This is a genomic window from Cellulophaga sp. BC115SP, assembly GCF_009905545.1.
GTDB lineage: Bacteria > Bacteroidota > Bacteroidia > Cytophagales > Spirosomataceae > Flectobacillus > Flectobacillus rivi.
In genome coordinates, this window is sequence record NZ_JAAALB010000009.1 from 137,394 (window position 1) to 154,978 (window position 17,585).

A 17,585-nucleotide genomic window follows, 5' to 3' on the forward strand; every position below is an offset into this window, starting at 1 on the left:
TTGGTGATTTTTTAAATGAAATATAATTGGGTCAATGAGCGATTTAATGATTAAAGAAAAAATCACTAAATCACTCATTGACTCAATCAAAAATATTTATGGTTTCACGTTCTTCACGCTCACAACACTGTTCAAATACTCTTCGATGTTGGTATAGCCATCTTTGTTGCGGTCTTTGCTTGCGTCGTTGGCATCTTTAGGGTTCAAACCATTTTTGATTTCCCACGCGTCAGGCATACCGTCATTGTCTGAATCTTTGTAAGGAGTACCTTTGTATTCTGGATAACCACCTACTTGACTAATATCTGTGATGATACCATTTTTGTAAGAATCAATTGGCAAACGACGGTGTTTGAATTGTGTTTCTGGCAATTTTACATTTGGCACAACGGTAATCTTACCAGTTCTTACTTGTTCGATTACACGAGCATCTACAGCATCACGCTTTGGAAGCGTCGCACCTGCATTGGCTAAGACATAATCATGAGCAGTTTTGGTTGGCAAAATCGTCAATTTTGGCATTGGTAAAGGCTTATTCCAACGAATAGAATCTGTGTATTTACCTGCATTTGGTAAATCTTCTACTTGTACCCCACCATCCCAGTTATTTTTAGTTACTCGCTCATTACCTTCCATGATGTTGCCGTCTACATACGCACGACCAAACGTAAGGTATTTCAACTTACTTCTACCCGATTCTGGTTTTAAGATACGATATCCAATAGAGGTGTTTTTAGGTGTTTCAGGACCAGGTTTGAAATAGTTGTTGATAATATTGTACATAGCACGATAATCACCACCATCAATCGAACGGTGTACCCAGTTGAATACTACATTGTTCACAAAGTTAAAAATACCAAACCAACCAATCGAAGGGTTACGTCCTGCATTATCTGCCCAAAGGTTACGCATGAAAGTACAGTTTTCGCCACCAAGAGTACTACCAAAAGCATGATTCCAAGTATCTAGTGCCTCAGAGAAAATAGAGTTTTGGATTGTGATATTTACCGTAGGTAATTTATCTTCAATTTTACCTGTACTATCGTTATACATGTGACGGTACATCGACATATTTTCGTCCAAGCCCCAACTCGCTGATACGTGGTCAATCATAATGTTACCAATCGGGTTACCTCCGATAGAGTCATCACGACGACCCACATTTGTTTCGCCACGACGGAAACGCATATAACGAATCACCACATCGTGTGTATTAATCCAAACCGACTCGCCTGCTACACAAACCCCGTCGCCAGGTGCAGTTTGACCCGCAATCGTGATATAAGGAGCACGGATAATCAAAGGTCTTTTCAAGCGAATAATACCCGAAACGTTGAAAACAACCATTCTGGCACCACCTTGCTCACACGCCCAACGCAATGAACCAACACCATCATCTTCAAGACTTGTCACTACATATACTTTTCCGCCACGACCACCAAATGAATAAGCACCACCACCTTCAGCGCCAGGAAAGGCAGGAATATCAGCTTGTGGTAAGTCAATCGGGCGTGCAGCCCACGGAATGTAGGGTTTACCAGCTTTTGCTTCTTTCTGAATAATAGGCAATGCTTTTTGCCAAGCAATATCAGACAAACGTGTTGTCTCTTTCATCAACTCATCACTCTCCTTTTTAATATCGTCAGGAATCGATGGATATTGAGCCATCGATGTTTCTTGTTGCAATACCACAAGACCTAGCGCAATTAGTGCGTTTAACAGCAGTTTTTTCATGTATCAGTTTTTATTATGCTTATTGTTGGTAGATTTTGGTTGTTTCATTTCAAGAAATAAGTACCTCCCAAAACCTGAGGTCTTTCTTTAGTCCTTCTCTAACTAAATAAAACCCTACTCGATGAGCCAAAATTACAAGGATTCCCTAGGGTCATGATATACAATTTTCTCAATAAATTATAGGATTTTATCTTTGTACTTTTTCAAGAATGTTTATGCAGATTTAAACCTAAGTTTATACAATAATTTGAATACTTTTTACGCTATATCCAAATTTATATTGTATCATTTTGACAGCGACTATTACCCTACAGACCCTCACAGACTCATTTGAAGGATTTCTGATGAAAAGTTATTTATATGAATTTTAAGAAAAAACTAGGAATAAATCGGCAATGTAATACTGTTTTGGTTCAATTTTATTACGTAGTAGCTACATTCAAAGAATCTACAATTCAAACTAGAAATTCATTACCTAAGATAAAAACCTATATAAATAGCCTATTGCCTCTATTAGAGAAATAACTAACGAAAGCTCAATATTTGTCGATATATACCCAGATAAAATGGTATAAAAGTTGGGAAAAATGGTACATAAAAATGGAGATATATGCCAATACCTTTGTATTGGATAGTAATATCCTATAAGGAATCCCCATTTTAATTCAGCAAATTGACTGACATGTACAAAATTTTTTCTGTTTGCTTTTTCATAGTTAACCTCTATGCAAACTGTTTTTCTCAAAATACAGGTCGAACTGTTTTTAACTTTAACGATAACTGGAAGTTTGTACAGGCTGACTTAAAAGATGCTCAAAGCATTTCTTTCGATGACCGAACGTGGAGAGTATTACAGCTACCACACGATTGGAGTATTGAAGGTCCTTTTGGGGCTAATCATCTAACGACCAACCAAGGAGGAGCATTACCCACTGGTATCGGTTGGTATCGCAAAACTTTTAATCTTCCATCGGCTACCAAAGACAAAAAAGTATATATAGAATTTGATGGTATTTATAGAAATAGCCAAGTATGGATTAATGGGCATTATTTAGGTAAAAGACCATTTGGCTATAATGCTTTTCGGTATGAGTTAACGCCCTTTTTATGGACGAAGAATAATATCATTGCGGTAAAAGTAGATAATAGCGAACAGCCTAATACTCGTTGGTATTCAGGGTCAGGCATTTATCGAAATGTTAGATTGGTCATCACTGGGACGGTGGCGATAGATTATCACGGTGTTTTTGTGAGTACGCCCAAGGTGACAGAAAACTTGGCGGAAGTAAAAGTACAGACGACGCTTCGTAATACAACATATCAACAATCTGATTTGGCTATTCGTCAGAGTATTGTTGATAATACTGGAAAAATACTGATTTCGAAACAAGAGAGCATTTCTCTTTTAAAAGATTCATTACAAAATTTTACTCAAAATCTGACCTTAAACCAACCACGACTTTGGACGCTCGATAAGCCTTATTTATACCAAGTTAAAACAGAGGTTCTTCAAAAAAATCAAGTGGTTGACAAGCAACTTAGTCCTTTAGGGATACGTACTTTTAAGTTTGATCCAGCTACAGGATTTTACTTAAATGGCGTTCCTACCAAAATACTGGGCGTTTGCCAGCATCATGATTTAGGTGCTTTGGGTGCGGCTGTCAATGTGCGTGCGATGGAGCGTCAGCTTGAAATTCTAAAAGCGATGGGCTGTAATGGCATTCGTATGTCTCATAACCCTCCTGCGTCTGAACTTTTAGATTTATGTGATAAATTGGGCTTTATTGTTATGGATGAGGCTTTTGACATGTGGAAAAAGAAGAAATCTAAAAAAGATTACGGACAATATTTTGAAGAATGGCACGCTCGTGATTTGGAAGCGATGGTTAAGCGTGACCGTAATCACCCTTCGATTTTTGTATGGAGTATTGGCAACGAAATTAGAGAACAGTTTGATAGCACTGGCAGAACTTACGCAAAGGAATTAGCAGGAATTGTTAAAAAATTTGATACGACCAGACCCATTACTTCAGCGCTTACCGAAAATGAACCAGATAAGAACCATATTTTCCAATCAGGAGCTTTGGATGTTCTTGGTTTTAATTATAAACATGAAGCCTATACGGAATTTCCGAAACGTTTTCCGAACCACAGCATCATCGCTACCGAAACGGCATCGGCATTAGAGACCAGAGGACAATACGATACACCAAAAGCTGCAGTTCAACTTTGGCCAAAAGATAGTAAAAGTCCATTAGTAGAAGGTAATGCCGACTGGACAGCCCCAGCCTATGACTTTGCGGCTGCCTATTGGGGCACGACACACGAGGAGTCTTGGAAAGCCGTAAAAAATGCGCCTCACGTAGCAGGTTTATATGTGTGGACAGGATTTGACTATCTTGGCGAACCACATCCTTACAGCTATCCAGCCCGAAGTTCATACTTCGGAATTATCGATTTGGCTGGTTTTCCGAAGGACGTGTACTATATGTATCAAAGCGAGTGGACTCAAAAGCCTGTGCTTCATCTTTTGCCTCATTGGAATTGGAAGGCTGGACAAACCGTAGAAGTATGGGCGTATTACAACCAAGCAGATGAGGTTGAGTTATTTGTAAATAATAAATCTCAAGGAATCCGTAAAAAAGGGAAAGATGAGTTTCATGTTTCATGGAAAGTACCTTTTGAAGAAGGCGTACTGAAAATTATTTCTAGAAAAGCGGGTAAGGAAGTTCTTAGTAAAGAAGTATTTACAGCAGGAAAAGCACAAAGAATTCGTTTGATAACTGACCGAAAAGCTATTTCAGCAGACGGTTTGGACTTATCTTTTGTAACCGTAGAAATCACTGATGAAAAAGGAAATATCGTACCAGATGCCAATCATTTAGTACAATTTTCTGTAGAAGGAAAAGGCAATTTGGTAGGCGTAGACAATGGTTATCAAGCAAGTCTTGAGTCGTTCAAAGCTCCTTATCGCAGTGCGTACCATGGCAAATGTTTGGCTATACTTCAAGCTACTAAGGAAGTAGGCAAAATCAAATTGAAAGCCAGTGCAGAAGGTTTGGAGTCTTCTGAAATTGAGATTGTTACCAAATAAAATGCTTTAGGCAATAAGTCGTAGGCATTAGGCTTAAAGCGGGTAAAACGAATTCAATTTTGCCCACTAACTTTTAGATTATCATCAAAAAATATATGTTTAAAAGGCTTATTCTGATAGTATTAGGTTTTGTTTTTTTCAAAACTACGGCACAAAGCTCTTATCAAGTCATTCCTTCACAAAATGCCAAACCATGGGTATTTTGGTATTGGATGCAAGGTGGCGTTTCGAAAGCTGGTATAACTGCCGATCTTGAAGCGATGAAGGAGGTTGGTATTGGCGGAGCCTATCTCATGCCCATCAAAGGTCCTGCGAATCCACCTGTATATACACCTGCGGTACAACAGCTCACGCCTGAATGGTGGGAAATGGTTCGTTTTTCGATGTCCGAAGCCAAGCGATTAGGCTTGCAAATGGGTATGCACGTTAGCGATGGATTTGCTTTGGCAGGTGGTCCATGGATTCGTCCTGAGCAATCTATGCAAAAAGTGGTATCTGCCTCTGTGCATGTATCAGGGGGAAAAACGATTCAACAAAAATTGCCATTACCTCCTACCAAAGAAAACTATTATGAAGATATTGCTGTGTTGGCGTATCCACGTTTGGCAGAAGATACACTTTCTACATTATCTGTTAAGCCCTCAATAACAAGTAGTTTGCCTAATATTTCTGGACAGCAATTAATTAAAGTTGGCAATAAAGAGAGTTTTAAAACAGATACAAAAGCGTGGTTTCAATATGCCTTTGACAAGCCTTTCACTTGTCGCTCTATCTATATTCGAACAGGTGGTAATACTTATCAGGCGCATCGTTTGGCTGTTGAGGTAAGCAATGATGGGATTAATTTTAGAAAAGTTACCCAATTAGAGCCCCCTCGACATGGTTGGCAAGATACCGACTCGGATGTAACACATGCGATACCCACTACCACAGCAAAATATTTTCGTTTTGTTTATGATAAAAATGGCTCAGAACCTGGCGCTGAGGACTTGGATGCTGCCAAATGGAAACCTTCTTTGAAATTATTGGAACTTCAACTTTTTGCAAAACCTCAAATTCATCAATACGAAAGTAAAACAGGTGAAATTTGGAGAATGAGTAAACAAAGTTCTTCTGAACAGTTGGCAGATAATCTGTGTGTTCCGAGTAATAAGATTATTGATATCAGTCGCTTTGTTGACAAGGAAGGGAATCTCACATGGAAGGCACCTAAAGGTCTTTGGGCGATTGTAAGAATTGGACATACTTCTACGGGACATACCAATGCAACTGCTGGGGCGGGAAAGGGACTTGAATGTGATAAATTTAGTGAAGAAGCCGTAAAAATTCAGTTTGATAACTGGTTTGGAGAAGCTCAAAAGCAAATTGGACCAGTGTTGAGCAAGGAGGTTTTACGATATTTCCACGTAGATAGTTGGGAATGCGGGAGTCAAAATTGGTCAAAGAATTTTGCTCAAGAATTCTCAAAGCGTCGTGGCTATTCTTTAATGCCTTATTTGTTGGTTTATACTGGAACTCCCGTACAAAGTCGTCGTATATCCGAGCAAGTTTTATTTGACATTCGTCAAACGATTGTGGATTTGGTTTTGGAAAAATTCTATGGAACCTTACGTAAAATCACTGCCGAAAAAGGCTTGATTTTCACCGCAGAAAGTATTGCACCAACCATGATGAGCGACGGACTGGCACATTACAAGTTGGTAGATATTCCGATGGGCGAATTTTGGCTCAATAGCCCTACTCACGATAAGCCCAACGATATGTTGGATGCTATTTCAGCAGCCCATATTTACGGAAAAAACATCATTCAGGCAGAGGGTTTTACGACAGTTCGTATGGCTTGGAATGAACACCCTGCCATGTTGAAAACGCTACAGGATAGAAATTATGCGCTAGGAATCAACAAATTAGTGTATCATGTCTTTTCTCATAATCCATGGATTGACAAACAGCCAGGGATGACTTTAGATGGTGTTGGCTTGTATTTTCAACGAAATCAAACCTGGTGGAAGCCCGCAAAAGCTTGGGTAGATTATGCCACTCGTTGTCAGGAATTATTGCAACAAGGTAAACCCGTAGCAGATATAGCCGTATTTACTGGTGATGATTTACCAAGACGCTCAGTATTACCAGATAGATTAGTGGGTACTTTGACTGGCTTATTCGGTTCGGAAAAAGTCACTCAAGAACAAAAACGTCTTGCCAATGAGGGTCAACCTATGCGTCAGATGCCTGCGGGAGTGGGTAATTCTGCTAACATGGCCGATGCCGATCAGTGGGTCAATCCATTGCGAGGGTATGCTTACGACTCATTTAGCCCTGATGCTTTAAAAACTGCAAAGGTAGTCGACAGGAAAGTGAGTTTCTCTGATGGGAATAGCTATGCTTTATTGGTATTGCCAAGAGCGTTAAAATTGAGTCCAAATACGAATGCTACTTCAGAGGCTACTTTACAAAAATTGCTTCAATTGATTCAAGCAGGCGCAAATGTAGTAATCAGCGAAAGACCAGCAGTGAGTTTGAGTAAAAGTAATTCTCCCAATTTACCTTCATTAATCGAACAGATTTGGGGAGGTAGCTTTCAAGAAAATGATGGTTTTCAGGTAAAAAAATTAGGAAAAGGGAAAATCATTCTTTCGCCCATAATTCCAGAGGATTTGCAAGGATTAGGTATTAAACGAGATGTAGAAGTAGTGGAATCTTCAGGGAAATATGCGACAGATATTGCTTGGATACATCGCAAAGAGGTTGATAAAGAAATCTATTTCATTGCCAATCAGCACAATAAAGCACGAACGCTGACTTATCACTTGCGTATGGAAATGCCATTTGTTCAAAGCTATAATCCTGTGACAGATACTTGGAATACTTTAGAAGCGAAAAAGCAAAATGGAATTAGCACCTTGACTTTTACGTTACCTGCCAATGGTTCTATTTTTGTGATTGGTAGCAAAGAATCGTTGACAACAACAAAACCTGTTGGAGATGTACAAAAAATACAAAGTCTTGAAGGTTCGTGGCAGGTAAATTTTGAAAAAGAAAAAGGAGGCCCGAGTACGACTCAGCTATTTAATACGTTGACAGATTGGAGTGTAAATGGCGATTCACTTATTAAATATTACTCAGGGACAGCCACTTATACCAAAAGCTTTGACTGGAATGGAAACAATTCCGCCACCTATTGGTTAGATTTAGGTGAGGTAGCTAACATTGCTTCTGTAAAACTCAACGGAAAAGATTGTGGAGTCGCTTGGACAGCACCATTTAGAGTTGATATATCGAAGGCATTGGTGAAGGGGAAAAATACAGTTGAAATTGAGGTAAGCAATACGTGGCATAACCGACTGATTGGCGATAATCGTTTACCACAAAATCAACGTGTAACTTTTACCACAGCGCCATTCAGATTAGAGGGTAGACCTTTAGAAAAAGCTGGACTTCTAGGTCCTGTTGTAATTCTTTCAGAGAAATAAAAAGAGATTCAAATAGACAAAAAATTCATTAAATTAATTTGGGGATAGTTAGATTTAGGCGTTGCATTGCAACGCCTAAAATTTTGCTATCTAGTTGATGGGGAAATACTTTTCCAACCATATTTTAGCTAGTTCAACATCATTGTATGTCAAATTATGGCTAGTTGGCAAAGCATGATGTTCCACTTCAAACCCTTGTTCTTTTAAGATTTCCAAATAAGTTGTGGTATCCTTGGGCGGAACAGTTGGGTCGTTTTTTCCATTCGAGAAAAATACTGGGACTTGCTGTGCTTTTTCGTTTAACTCTGGTGCTTGAAAAGGCAACATAGGTCTAAACAAGATAGCTCCAGCCAAAAAGTTTGGATATTTTAGGAGTGTTGCTCCTGCAATATTGGCACCATTTGAATAGCCTAAAGCGACAATTTTGGCATTTTCTAAATGGTTTTCTTGTAAGACTTTTTCTATAAACACCTTCATTTCATCAGTACGAAAAGCCAAATCTTTTTCATCAAAAACGCCCATTCTGATTCTTCTGAAAAAACGGGGCATACCACCTTCATTTACATTTCCTCTTAAACTTAATAAATGAAAATCTTTGGTTATATCCTTTGCCAAAGGTATTAAATCTTGTTCGTCGCCACCCGTTCCGTGCAAGAGGACAAGCACGGGAGCATTAGGTTTTTTTGACAACTCAAGAATATATTTTAAGGGTTGAAAGTCCATGATAAATCGTGTTTAAATGTTAGAATAAACTATGGGCTCTTCTGCGAAACCCTTTGCTCAAAAGCCCATAGTCCAAATCCTTACGCTAATACTGGCAAGGCTTTTTCGATACGTTCACGTTGAGCTTCATATCTTGAAGGCAACATCAAATGCTGTCCTAATTCTGATTCATCCTCATCGATGTCAAAACCTGGGTTATCAGTTGCTATTTCGAATAAAACACCTCCTGGTTCTCTGAAATACAAAGAGTGGAAATATTGGCGATCTATTTGCTCGGTGATATTCAAGCTTAAGGCTACGATTTTTTCACGCATTTTCATTAAATCAGTATCGTTACTTACTCTGAAAGCTACGTGGTGAATGATACCGCCAGCCACTATACCTCTCGATTCGTTTGGTAATTCAACTAAGTCAACTTTAGAAGTCAAGCCATCTTTTGTCATGGTGTAACGAGTACGATTACCTTCTTTTTTCTCCAATTCATAACCAAAAACATCTGTCAAAATAGAAGCGGTTGGGGCTATGTTGTTGAGTGTAAGCGTCACAGCATAAATGCTATTAAGCGCATATTCAGGTTTTACACCATACACTTCTGGCAAAGTATCCTGAGGAGTATCTGTTTCAATCAATTCTATTTTCAAACCATCTGGGTCAAGAAAAGCGATATATCTTTCACCAAATTTCAAAGTAGGTTTGCTGTAAAAGACATTGTTGTCGTCCAATCTTTTTACCCAAAAATCTAAGCTTCCTTTTGGTACAGAATAGCTTACTTCTGTCGCCATACCTGCTCCTTTAAGACCTCTTTTTACTCGATCTCCCCAAGGGAAGAATGTCAATACTGAGCCTAAATCTGCATTTGCATTGGCAAAGTAAAAATGATAAGTATGAGGGTCATCGAAGTTGACAGTCTTTTTGATAAGACGTAATCCTAATACTTCTGTATAAAAATGAAGATTGCGTTTTGCATCACCCGCGATAGCTGTTACATGGTGCATGCCTTTGATGTATGATTCCATAATGAATAAGTCGTTTAGTAATTGTTGTTGTTTGATGAGTCAAAATTACTAGCTTATTCAGGGCTGTGCATTGATGTATGATAAGTAATGATAGGAGAGGGGTCAGGGTTGAGGGATTAGTGAAAGTTTAAGTATAAAATATAGTTATGAGTTAAGACTGTACGAAGAAGGCTTTCTATTTTGTTCAAAAGTATTCTTACTGATTAGTATTTTTTGATGTAGTGGCAACCGCAAGGGTTGCCACTACATCAATTTTATTTTTAAATCTTCAAATCACCAAATTTTCAAATTCCCTTAGTTGCCAATACTTTTCGGACACGGCTGAGGGACTCGGGCGTGATGCCAAGATAAGATGCTATCATCGTTTGTGGAATACGGTGAACGAGATTAGGATACATTTTGATAAAATCCAAATAGCGAGTTTCGGCTTGTGCTGCTAGTAGTAGATTGATGCGCTTTTGCATAAATCTGATGGAATTATGTAAAATCTTAGTTTGCCAAGGAGCAAACTCTGGAATCAAAATGGCAGCTTTATCATAGAATTTTCGAGAAATCTGTACCAAGTCTGTGTCTTCTAAGGTTTCTACATAGAATAGGGAAGGTTCACAAAAGTAAAAGCTATTTTTATCGTTGACCCACCAATGTTCTGGCGCAAAAAATATCGCGTGCTCTTTGCCCTGATGGTCGATGGTATAAGCACGAATCAAGCCATTACAGACAAAAAAAGTAGAATCATCAATGGTATCTTGCTCTATGAGAATCGTATTTTTCTTAACGTGTTTGATAGTCAATTCTGAAGAAAGCTGGTCGAATTGTTCATCGGTAGTGGGAATATACTTTTGTAAGTATTCTTTAAATATATCTTTCATAAAAGTTTTGGATCAATATGGCTTGAAGAGATAAGTTAAGTAATACACAAAAATACATCTTAATGACTTTTGAAATAAAAAAAGGCGGATAAATCCGCCTAAAAACGCATAAAAGAATTTTGTAGCTTACTTAAATTAAGAATTATCGAACTAGAATTCCTATTTCAGAAAGCCATTTCTCACAAATCTCTGTCCATATTTCTGCCGAACCAGGGTTATTTCTTAGTGCAATAGCGTGCGCGCCTTGTGGAAAAATATGTAACGCGCTACTTACTTTGTTTTCTAAAAGAGACTGATACAGCATCAAGCTATTATGTGCATCAACGGCGTTGTCATTAAAAGCACAAACAATGAAAGCCGGACAAGCTTTTGGCGTTACCTGATGCTGAATTGAGTATTGTTTTACTAATTCCTGAGAGGGATTTTCGCCTAAAAGGTTTTTTCTACTGCCTTTATGAGCATATTTGTCCAAATCCACGACGGGTGAAACCAAAATCATAAAGTCGGGATGTGCTGAAAATTTGTCGAGCGAATCGCCAACCGAAGCAATATCTTTTGTAGTTACTCCTGCCAAACTAGCCAAATGTCCGCCTGCCGAAGAGCCCTGAATACCTACTTTATCGGGTTTGATTCCCCATTTGCTAGCGTTTCTACGAATATATTTGAGGGCTCGCTGGGCATCTTGCAAAGGACCAATCTCTCGGTTGATTAAATCAGGACTATTAGGTAAGCGGTAATTGAGCACAAAAGCCGAAACTCCCATGGTATTAAACCATTTCGCCAACTGAAACCCTGAGATAACATAAGCCAAACGCTCATATCCACCGCCGGGACAAATCACGACAGCGGCGCCTTTATTTTCTTGATTTGATGGAAAAAAGGCATACATCCCTGGAGTACCAACACGATATACCCGTTCATTAGCGATGCTGTCTTTGATACTTAAGCCTTTGGAATTGGGCATTTTACCTTTTTCCCATAAAGGAATAAACTCTTGAGCTAATAACGTTTGGCTCGATGCCCAACAGAGAAATGAACATAGTAACGCTTTTAAGATTTTCATCAGAACAAAAATTAGAAATGTTAAAGTACTTTTTTCAAGAAATCAGCCATATATTGAGCTGACTCGTCGGCCCAAGGATGAAATAGCCAAAATGGATGTACCTTCACATTGAACTGATGAACTTCTTGGTAAATACCCCACTCCTTATATTGACCAATTAGTTCATCTTGTCCTGCATGAAAACGAGAATAGCCACTATTCAAGAACAGCATCGGAACAGACTTTTCGGTAATCCAGTATGCAGGTGATGCCTCTTTCCAAACTAAAGGTTTTTCTGAAAATACACCGCCCAGCCAAGCTGCGTCTGGAGAATCACTTTTGCGCTCAAGATTGAGGGACGATGGCGCCAAAAAATTAATTACACCATCAATATCTACGATTGCCTGAAGCTTGGTGGATATGCCCAAATGATTTCCCATTGTACCTTCAAATTGAGGTACACCACCTGTTAATCCTACCAATGATGCCAAATGTCCACCAGCCGAACAACCTGAAATCGCCATCTTGGTAGTGTCGATATCAAATTCTTGCGCATGAGCTTTTACCCAACGAATAGCGGCTTTGATATTGTGGACAGCCGCAGGGTAAGGTGCTTCGAGCGATAATTGGTATTCAACAGGAATGGTCACAAATCCTTTATTGGCAATTAATTGTGCCAAAGGAACTTGCATGGATTTTTCTCCAGAACGCCATCCCCCACCATGAATCATCAATAGCGCAGGGTATTTTCCTTTCTTTTTGGGTCTAAAAATATCCAGATGTAAATCTCTTGGACCAAAAGGAGTTTGTGGTAAATGTGCATAAATCAAGTCCCTTGCCTCAGTCACATTTGCTGGTGTCTGATCGGGTACTGGAATTGCATAGGGGTAATCTCTCTTGATTTGGCTATGCACTTTCCTGATATTATAAGTAGTATCTCTTGGAATTGGCTTGTATTGTGCTATTGATATTTTACCAGAAAATGACAATAGAAATATGAGTAATAATTTGATTTTCATTTCATTATGTTTTATAGTCAATTCGTACTAACTTCTTTTCTCAAACTCAATAGCTAATAGAATAAATGGACCAACGGCTTTAGGATCGTTGTCTCTTTTGGCTTCTTTACAATAATATTCATAAGTTCCATCGCGATAGGGATTGCCTCCCAAACCTGCTCCTGCGCAAGTCTCGGCAATGGTAATTCCTCCATCGGGTTGTTCTTTAATAAAATGTTTCAGAATACCTTGGTAGCCTTTTTGAGCTATGGATAAATACTTTTTGTCAATCACTCCCAAACGTATTCCTTTCATGAGAGTATAGACAAACATCGTCGAAGCCGATGCTTCTACGTAATTACCCTCCTTTGCTCCTACGTCCATCACCTGATACCAAAGTCCCGTTGAAGTGTCTTGATATTTTTGTAAAGTCTTAGCTACTTGATGAGTTATGGCTAAAATAGCTTTATACTGAGGGTGGTTTTTGGGGAAAAATTCTAATGTATCTACCAAGGTCATGGCATACCATCCCATACCACGCCCCCATGTATGAGCAGATTTGCCTGTTTCTTTATCAGCCCATTTTTCTTGTTTACTTTCATCCCAACCATGGCTATACAAACCTGTGACTTGATTCTTATTGTGTCGATCAATCAGTAGAATTTGCTTGGCAACATCATCAAAAAGCGTAGGTTCTTGAAAAACTTTGGCATATTGAGCCAGAAAAGGTGTTGCCATATAAAGTCCATCAAGCCACATTTGATGTTGATAGTGTTTTTTGTGCCAAAAACCTCCTTCAGTGGTTCGAGGATGCGAACGCATTTGATCTCGTAAAGTGTCTAATGCTTTTTTATACTTCGCTTCCTTTGTCTTTTCATAAATGGCAAATAGGATTTTTCCTGAGTTTACAGCATCAATATTATACTTTTCTTTATCATAAGTGGTAATTGTGCCATCTGCCAAAATCAAATCATCAGCATATTTTTTGACATATTCATAGTATTTGATGTCGCCATTGTATTCCCAAAGTTTTTGTAGTGAAAGACAAACTAATCCTTGACAATAGCCCCAAAAAGGCTTTTTGGCAAAGTCTAACATCCAAGCCTCAGGATTCCGTTTTATATCTGAATCGGCCATACGAACCGACCAAGCTGTTTTTGATTTATCTCGTGCCATGGCTGGGTACAATACCGATGTACCAGAATACGCCAAGGCCATCTGTAAAAGTGTTCTTCGTTGCATAGGAAATATAGGGTTGAGGCAAGGAGGGATGAGGCATCAGTTTTTTACTAATGCCTTATCCCTGACAACTAGTGCCTATTTTTCAATTCTAAACCAATCTACATCGGCGTAACCTGAGTCGTTGATTTGCGTGGTTCTTGTGCAGAATAAGCCGATTTTAGCGCCAATCCAATGTCCAACAATTGCTTGAAATGGTTCTCCCATATTTTTAAAAGTTTGTCCATCAAGACTATAGCTAAATTGACAACGGGCTTTATCTAAAACCTTAACTCTTAAATAAACTGGCGTATTAGCAGGGATAGGAGTCTCTGTTATAGTTTCAACTTCGGGCTTACCTTCAGATGCCTTTTGAGATTCTCCATAAATTAAAAAGATTCCCTCTTTACCTTTACTTTTCAGTCCAATATGTGCGTAGCTTTTCCCTAAAATAATTAATCCTACCTTCTCATTTTCAAGCTTTTGATTAGGTGTAAAGATTAACTTCGTTGTAGCCGTAAATTTCTCAGTTGGGAATTTCTGTAATAAAATATTAGGTACTTCCCAGTTGTTTTTGGCATTATCAGGGACTTTTTGAGAGTACAAACGTAAGCTTCCTTTGTTGGTCAGACTATGCCAAATTCCTTTCGGATTTGCCTGCCATTGCCACTGCAAACCAAGAGTATTGCCCTCAAACTCATCCGATTCGGCTGGTGTAACAATTGGATACGTTTTACCTACATTCGGTTTAAGATAAGTCATCACAGGTTCGCCGATGCCATCACCATCGGGGTCATTGCCAATGACTGGCCAATCTTTTACCCATTTCATGGGTTGCAAATGTACCACACGACCATATACATCTTTGTCTTGAAAATGTAAAAACCAATCTTCTCCCGTTGGAGTATCTACCCACGCTCCTTGGTGAGGACCATTGACAGGGCTATTTCCTTGATTCATGACTACTTTTCTTTCGTAAGGACCATATACATTTTTGGAACGAAGCACCAATTGCCAACCCGTAGAAACTCCACCAGCAGGAGCAAAAATATAGTAGTAACCATTACGCTTATAAAACTTGGGGCCTTCCACCGTCGGGTCAGTTTCATGACCGTCAAAAATTATTTTGCCTTCGTCAACAACTTTGGTTCCTTCGGTATTCATCTTCTTGATAGTCAGCACGCTTTTAATTCCAGCACGACTGCCAGCCCAACCATGAACCAGATAAACTTGTCCGTCTGTATCCCAAAGAGGACATGGGTCTATTAACCCTTTTCCTTCTTCCACCAAAATAGGTTCAGACCAAGGACCAGTAGGATTTTTAGCTTTGGTCAAATAAATACCAAAATCAGGATCAGGATAATAAATCCAAAACTCCCCAGCATGATAGCGAATCGCAGGAGCCCAAACGCCATTGCCATGTTGAGTTTTTGAAAAATGCTCAAAAGGAGGTTGACGCTTTAGCGCATGACCAATGATAGTCCAGTTGACCAAGTCTTTTGAATGTAGAATAGGTAAACCTGGAACTGCATCGAAACTGGATGCTATCATATAAAAATCATTACCCACACGACAAGCATCTGGATCAGAATAGTCGGCATCGAGGACAGGATTTTTGTACTGTCCATTACCTAAATCTGAAACCCAAACTTTAGAAATTGTTGGGCTATTTTGTGCCAATGTACCTAATGAAAACCCTAATGCACAGAGAGTTAATAATTTGCCAAATGATTTCATAAATGTCTAATTATGAGGAAAATGTAAAGTCTTAAGTATCATGAAAAAGTGATTAAGATGTCTGGACTTTGTAACTGATTTTTGCAAAACAGTTTTAGACTGCCTAAAAAAGCTAGTCCAAGACTAAGTCTTGAACTAGGAACTTCAATTTTGTCCAGTAATGAGAGGCGATTACATTTATTTAACAGCATACGATTTTGAATATATTCCATTAAACACTCCGCATTCATCACTCCAAACTCATCACTCACCTCCGTTCCACCAGTTTGTAATTTGTTCTTTTGTACCAAAAATCTTTTCCAATGTATAATTACGTAGTTCTTTTTTACTCAACTGACGACTCCAAGTAGCTCTTTTGGTAGGGTTTGCACCTTCGCCCGTAGATTGATATTCAGCATATAATACTGTTTTTTCATTTGCTGGATTACCCCAATTATTCCAACCAATAGACAAAATATGACTACCCATTTCGGTACGTATAAAAACTGTTTTACAAGCTGGTCGCCACGGACGACCTAAAAATACTTTTTTGGCAGTGGAGTCAGCTGTGAGTTTACAGTCAAAAAATACAAATCCATAAGGCTGGTAATCAGGCGTCGCTGCTGCCGTGATGTAAGAATCTGAAAGACTTTTTAGGGTACATGACTGAAAAACAACGATAGCTTTGCCAAACAAATAATCAGTAGTCCCTTCAATTTGACAATTGACATAATACTGGCGAGTGCCCTCTCTGGCAGCATAAAGCGTGTCTTGATTTCCCAAGAGAGTGCAATTTTTACAAACAAACCTATCTCCTTCCACATGCAATGCTACTGCTTGCCCTACTCTTCCAGCACTGTTAACAATCGTGAGGTTTTCGAGAATTATATCTGGCGCATCAACCAAAAGTGTGTACGAATTATAGGTGCTAAACTGCGTTTTGCCTACAGCATCTTTTTGCCCGTTGGAATAGGTTTTGCCAGAATAGTCACCATTGGTAATTACCACACCTTCGCGACTTTCACCGATAAGATGTAGGTTGGGTTTATTGGCTGGAATGGTCACTTTTTCGTGATAATTACCATTTTTAATAAACAAAGTAACTCGTTGTTGTGAATGATCTCGAAAAGCCATAATCGCCTCTTGGATACTTTTGAAGTCCCCCGAGCCGTCTAAGGCAACCGTAAATTTGGTCGGATAAGTCGTAGTCTTTTGAGCTATCGCCACCGATAAACTCAAAAAAAACAATAACATTGAAATAAGACTTTTTTTCATTTTTTAGGAAAATATTAAATACATAATTCCATCTCAACTAGCTGGAAATGATATTTTATTCTTTGAATAGGCTATAAATAACCCACACATAATCATCTGATTAAGTAGAATTTTGAGGAATACAAATTGACCTAATGCGTACCTCTATTTTTTCGGAGAAATAGAAAATGCTATGGAAGAATTACAAGTTTTTTTGTAATTATAAATAGGTTTACGGTTCGAAATTCAGATATAAGTTTGGTGCACACAAATAATATTTTTGATTTTTTTACGCAATCGTTGCCGGCAACGTTGCCAAACGTTTGACCTATTGATTTGAAAATGCAATCGGTTTAATTTTTATCAAAATGTATGTTTTTCTATAAGTATATTTTTAAATTGCCTTACTTTTAAGATAAATCTAAGTTAATTTTGTACCTTTCTAATT

Annotated in this window: 11 protein-coding genes; 2 read left to right on the plus strand and 9 right to left on the minus strand. The window is 38.6% G+C overall.

What is annotated here, in order from left to right; genetic code table 11:
• Positions 1-96 precede the first annotated feature (96 nt).
• Positions 97-1,734 carry a polysaccharide lyase gene (locus tag GVN22_RS09550; RefSeq protein ID WP_166550801.1) on the minus strand — a complete coding sequence of 546 codons (1,638 nt, stop codon included), beginning with the start codon at positions 1,732-1,734 and terminating at the stop codon, positions 97-99.
• 682 nt (positions 1,735-2,416) lie between these two features.
• Here GVN22_RS09550 and galB point away from each other — a divergent pair.
• Together galB and GVN22_RS09560 are read left to right on the plus strand one after the other, a co-directional pair.
• On the plus strand, positions 2,417-4,828 hold the full coding sequence (galB, locus tag GVN22_RS09555; protein ID WP_166550802.1) for a beta-galactosidase GalB: 2,412 nt from the start codon (positions 2,417-2,419) through the stop codon (positions 4,826-4,828).
• A 95-nt stretch (positions 4,829-4,923) separates the two neighbouring features.
• A complete protein-coding gene (locus GVN22_RS09560; RefSeq protein WP_205690837.1) occupies positions 4,924-8,301 on the plus strand; it encodes a glycosyl hydrolase in 3,378 nt (1,125 codons plus the stop codon).
• 90 nt (positions 8,302-8,391) lie between these two features.
• Here GVN22_RS09560 and GVN22_RS09565 read toward each other — a convergent pair whose 3' ends face one another.
• The 8 genes from GVN22_RS09565 to GVN22_RS09600 form a co-directional block, all read right to left on the minus strand.
• On the minus strand, positions 8,392-9,024 hold the full coding sequence (locus GVN22_RS09565) for an alpha/beta hydrolase (protein WP_166550803.1): 633 nt from the start codon (positions 9,022-9,024) through the stop codon (positions 8,392-8,394).
• 80 nt (positions 9,025-9,104) lie between these two features.
• The gene (locus GVN22_RS09570) at positions 9,105-10,040 is read right to left on the minus strand and encodes a ring-cleaving dioxygenase (RefSeq protein WP_166550804.1); all 936 of its coding nucleotides are present in this window, start codon (positions 10,038-10,040) and stop codon (positions 9,105-9,107) included.
• Positions 10,041-10,324: 284 nt separating this feature from the next.
• Positions 10,325-10,909 carry a Crp/Fnr family transcriptional regulator gene (locus GVN22_RS09575; RefSeq protein ID WP_166550805.1) on the minus strand — a complete coding sequence of 195 codons (585 nt, stop codon included), beginning with the start codon at positions 10,907-10,909 and terminating at the stop codon, positions 10,325-10,327.
• 142 nt (positions 10,910-11,051) lie between these two features.
• Positions 11,052-11,972 (minus strand): alpha/beta hydrolase, encoded by a 921-nt coding sequence (locus GVN22_RS09580; RefSeq protein ID WP_166550806.1) that lies wholly within the window; start codon positions 11,970-11,972, stop codon positions 11,052-11,054.
• Positions 11,973-11,992: 20 nt separating this feature from the next.
• Complete coding sequence (locus GVN22_RS09585) at positions 11,993-12,970, minus strand: alpha/beta hydrolase (RefSeq protein WP_166550807.1); 978 nt, start codon at positions 12,968-12,970, stop codon at positions 11,993-11,995.
• Positions 12,971-12,997: 27 nt separating this feature from the next.
• Entirely contained in the window at positions 12,998-14,191 is a 1,194-nt protein-coding gene (locus GVN22_RS09590) for a glycoside hydrolase family 105 protein (RefSeq protein WP_166550808.1), read from the minus strand.
• Between the two features lie 75 nt (positions 14,192-14,266).
• Positions 14,267-15,904, minus strand: a complete 1,638-nt coding sequence (locus tag GVN22_RS09595) for a glycoside hydrolase 43 family protein (RefSeq protein ID WP_166550809.1) — start codon at positions 15,902-15,904, stop codon at positions 14,267-14,269.
• A 243-nt stretch (positions 15,905-16,147) separates the two neighbouring features.
• Positions 16,148-17,158, minus strand: a complete 1,011-nt coding sequence (locus GVN22_RS09600) for a pectinesterase family protein (RefSeq protein WP_166550810.1) — start codon at positions 17,156-17,158, stop codon at positions 16,148-16,150.
• Between the last annotated feature and the right edge of the window lie 427 nt (positions 17,159-17,585).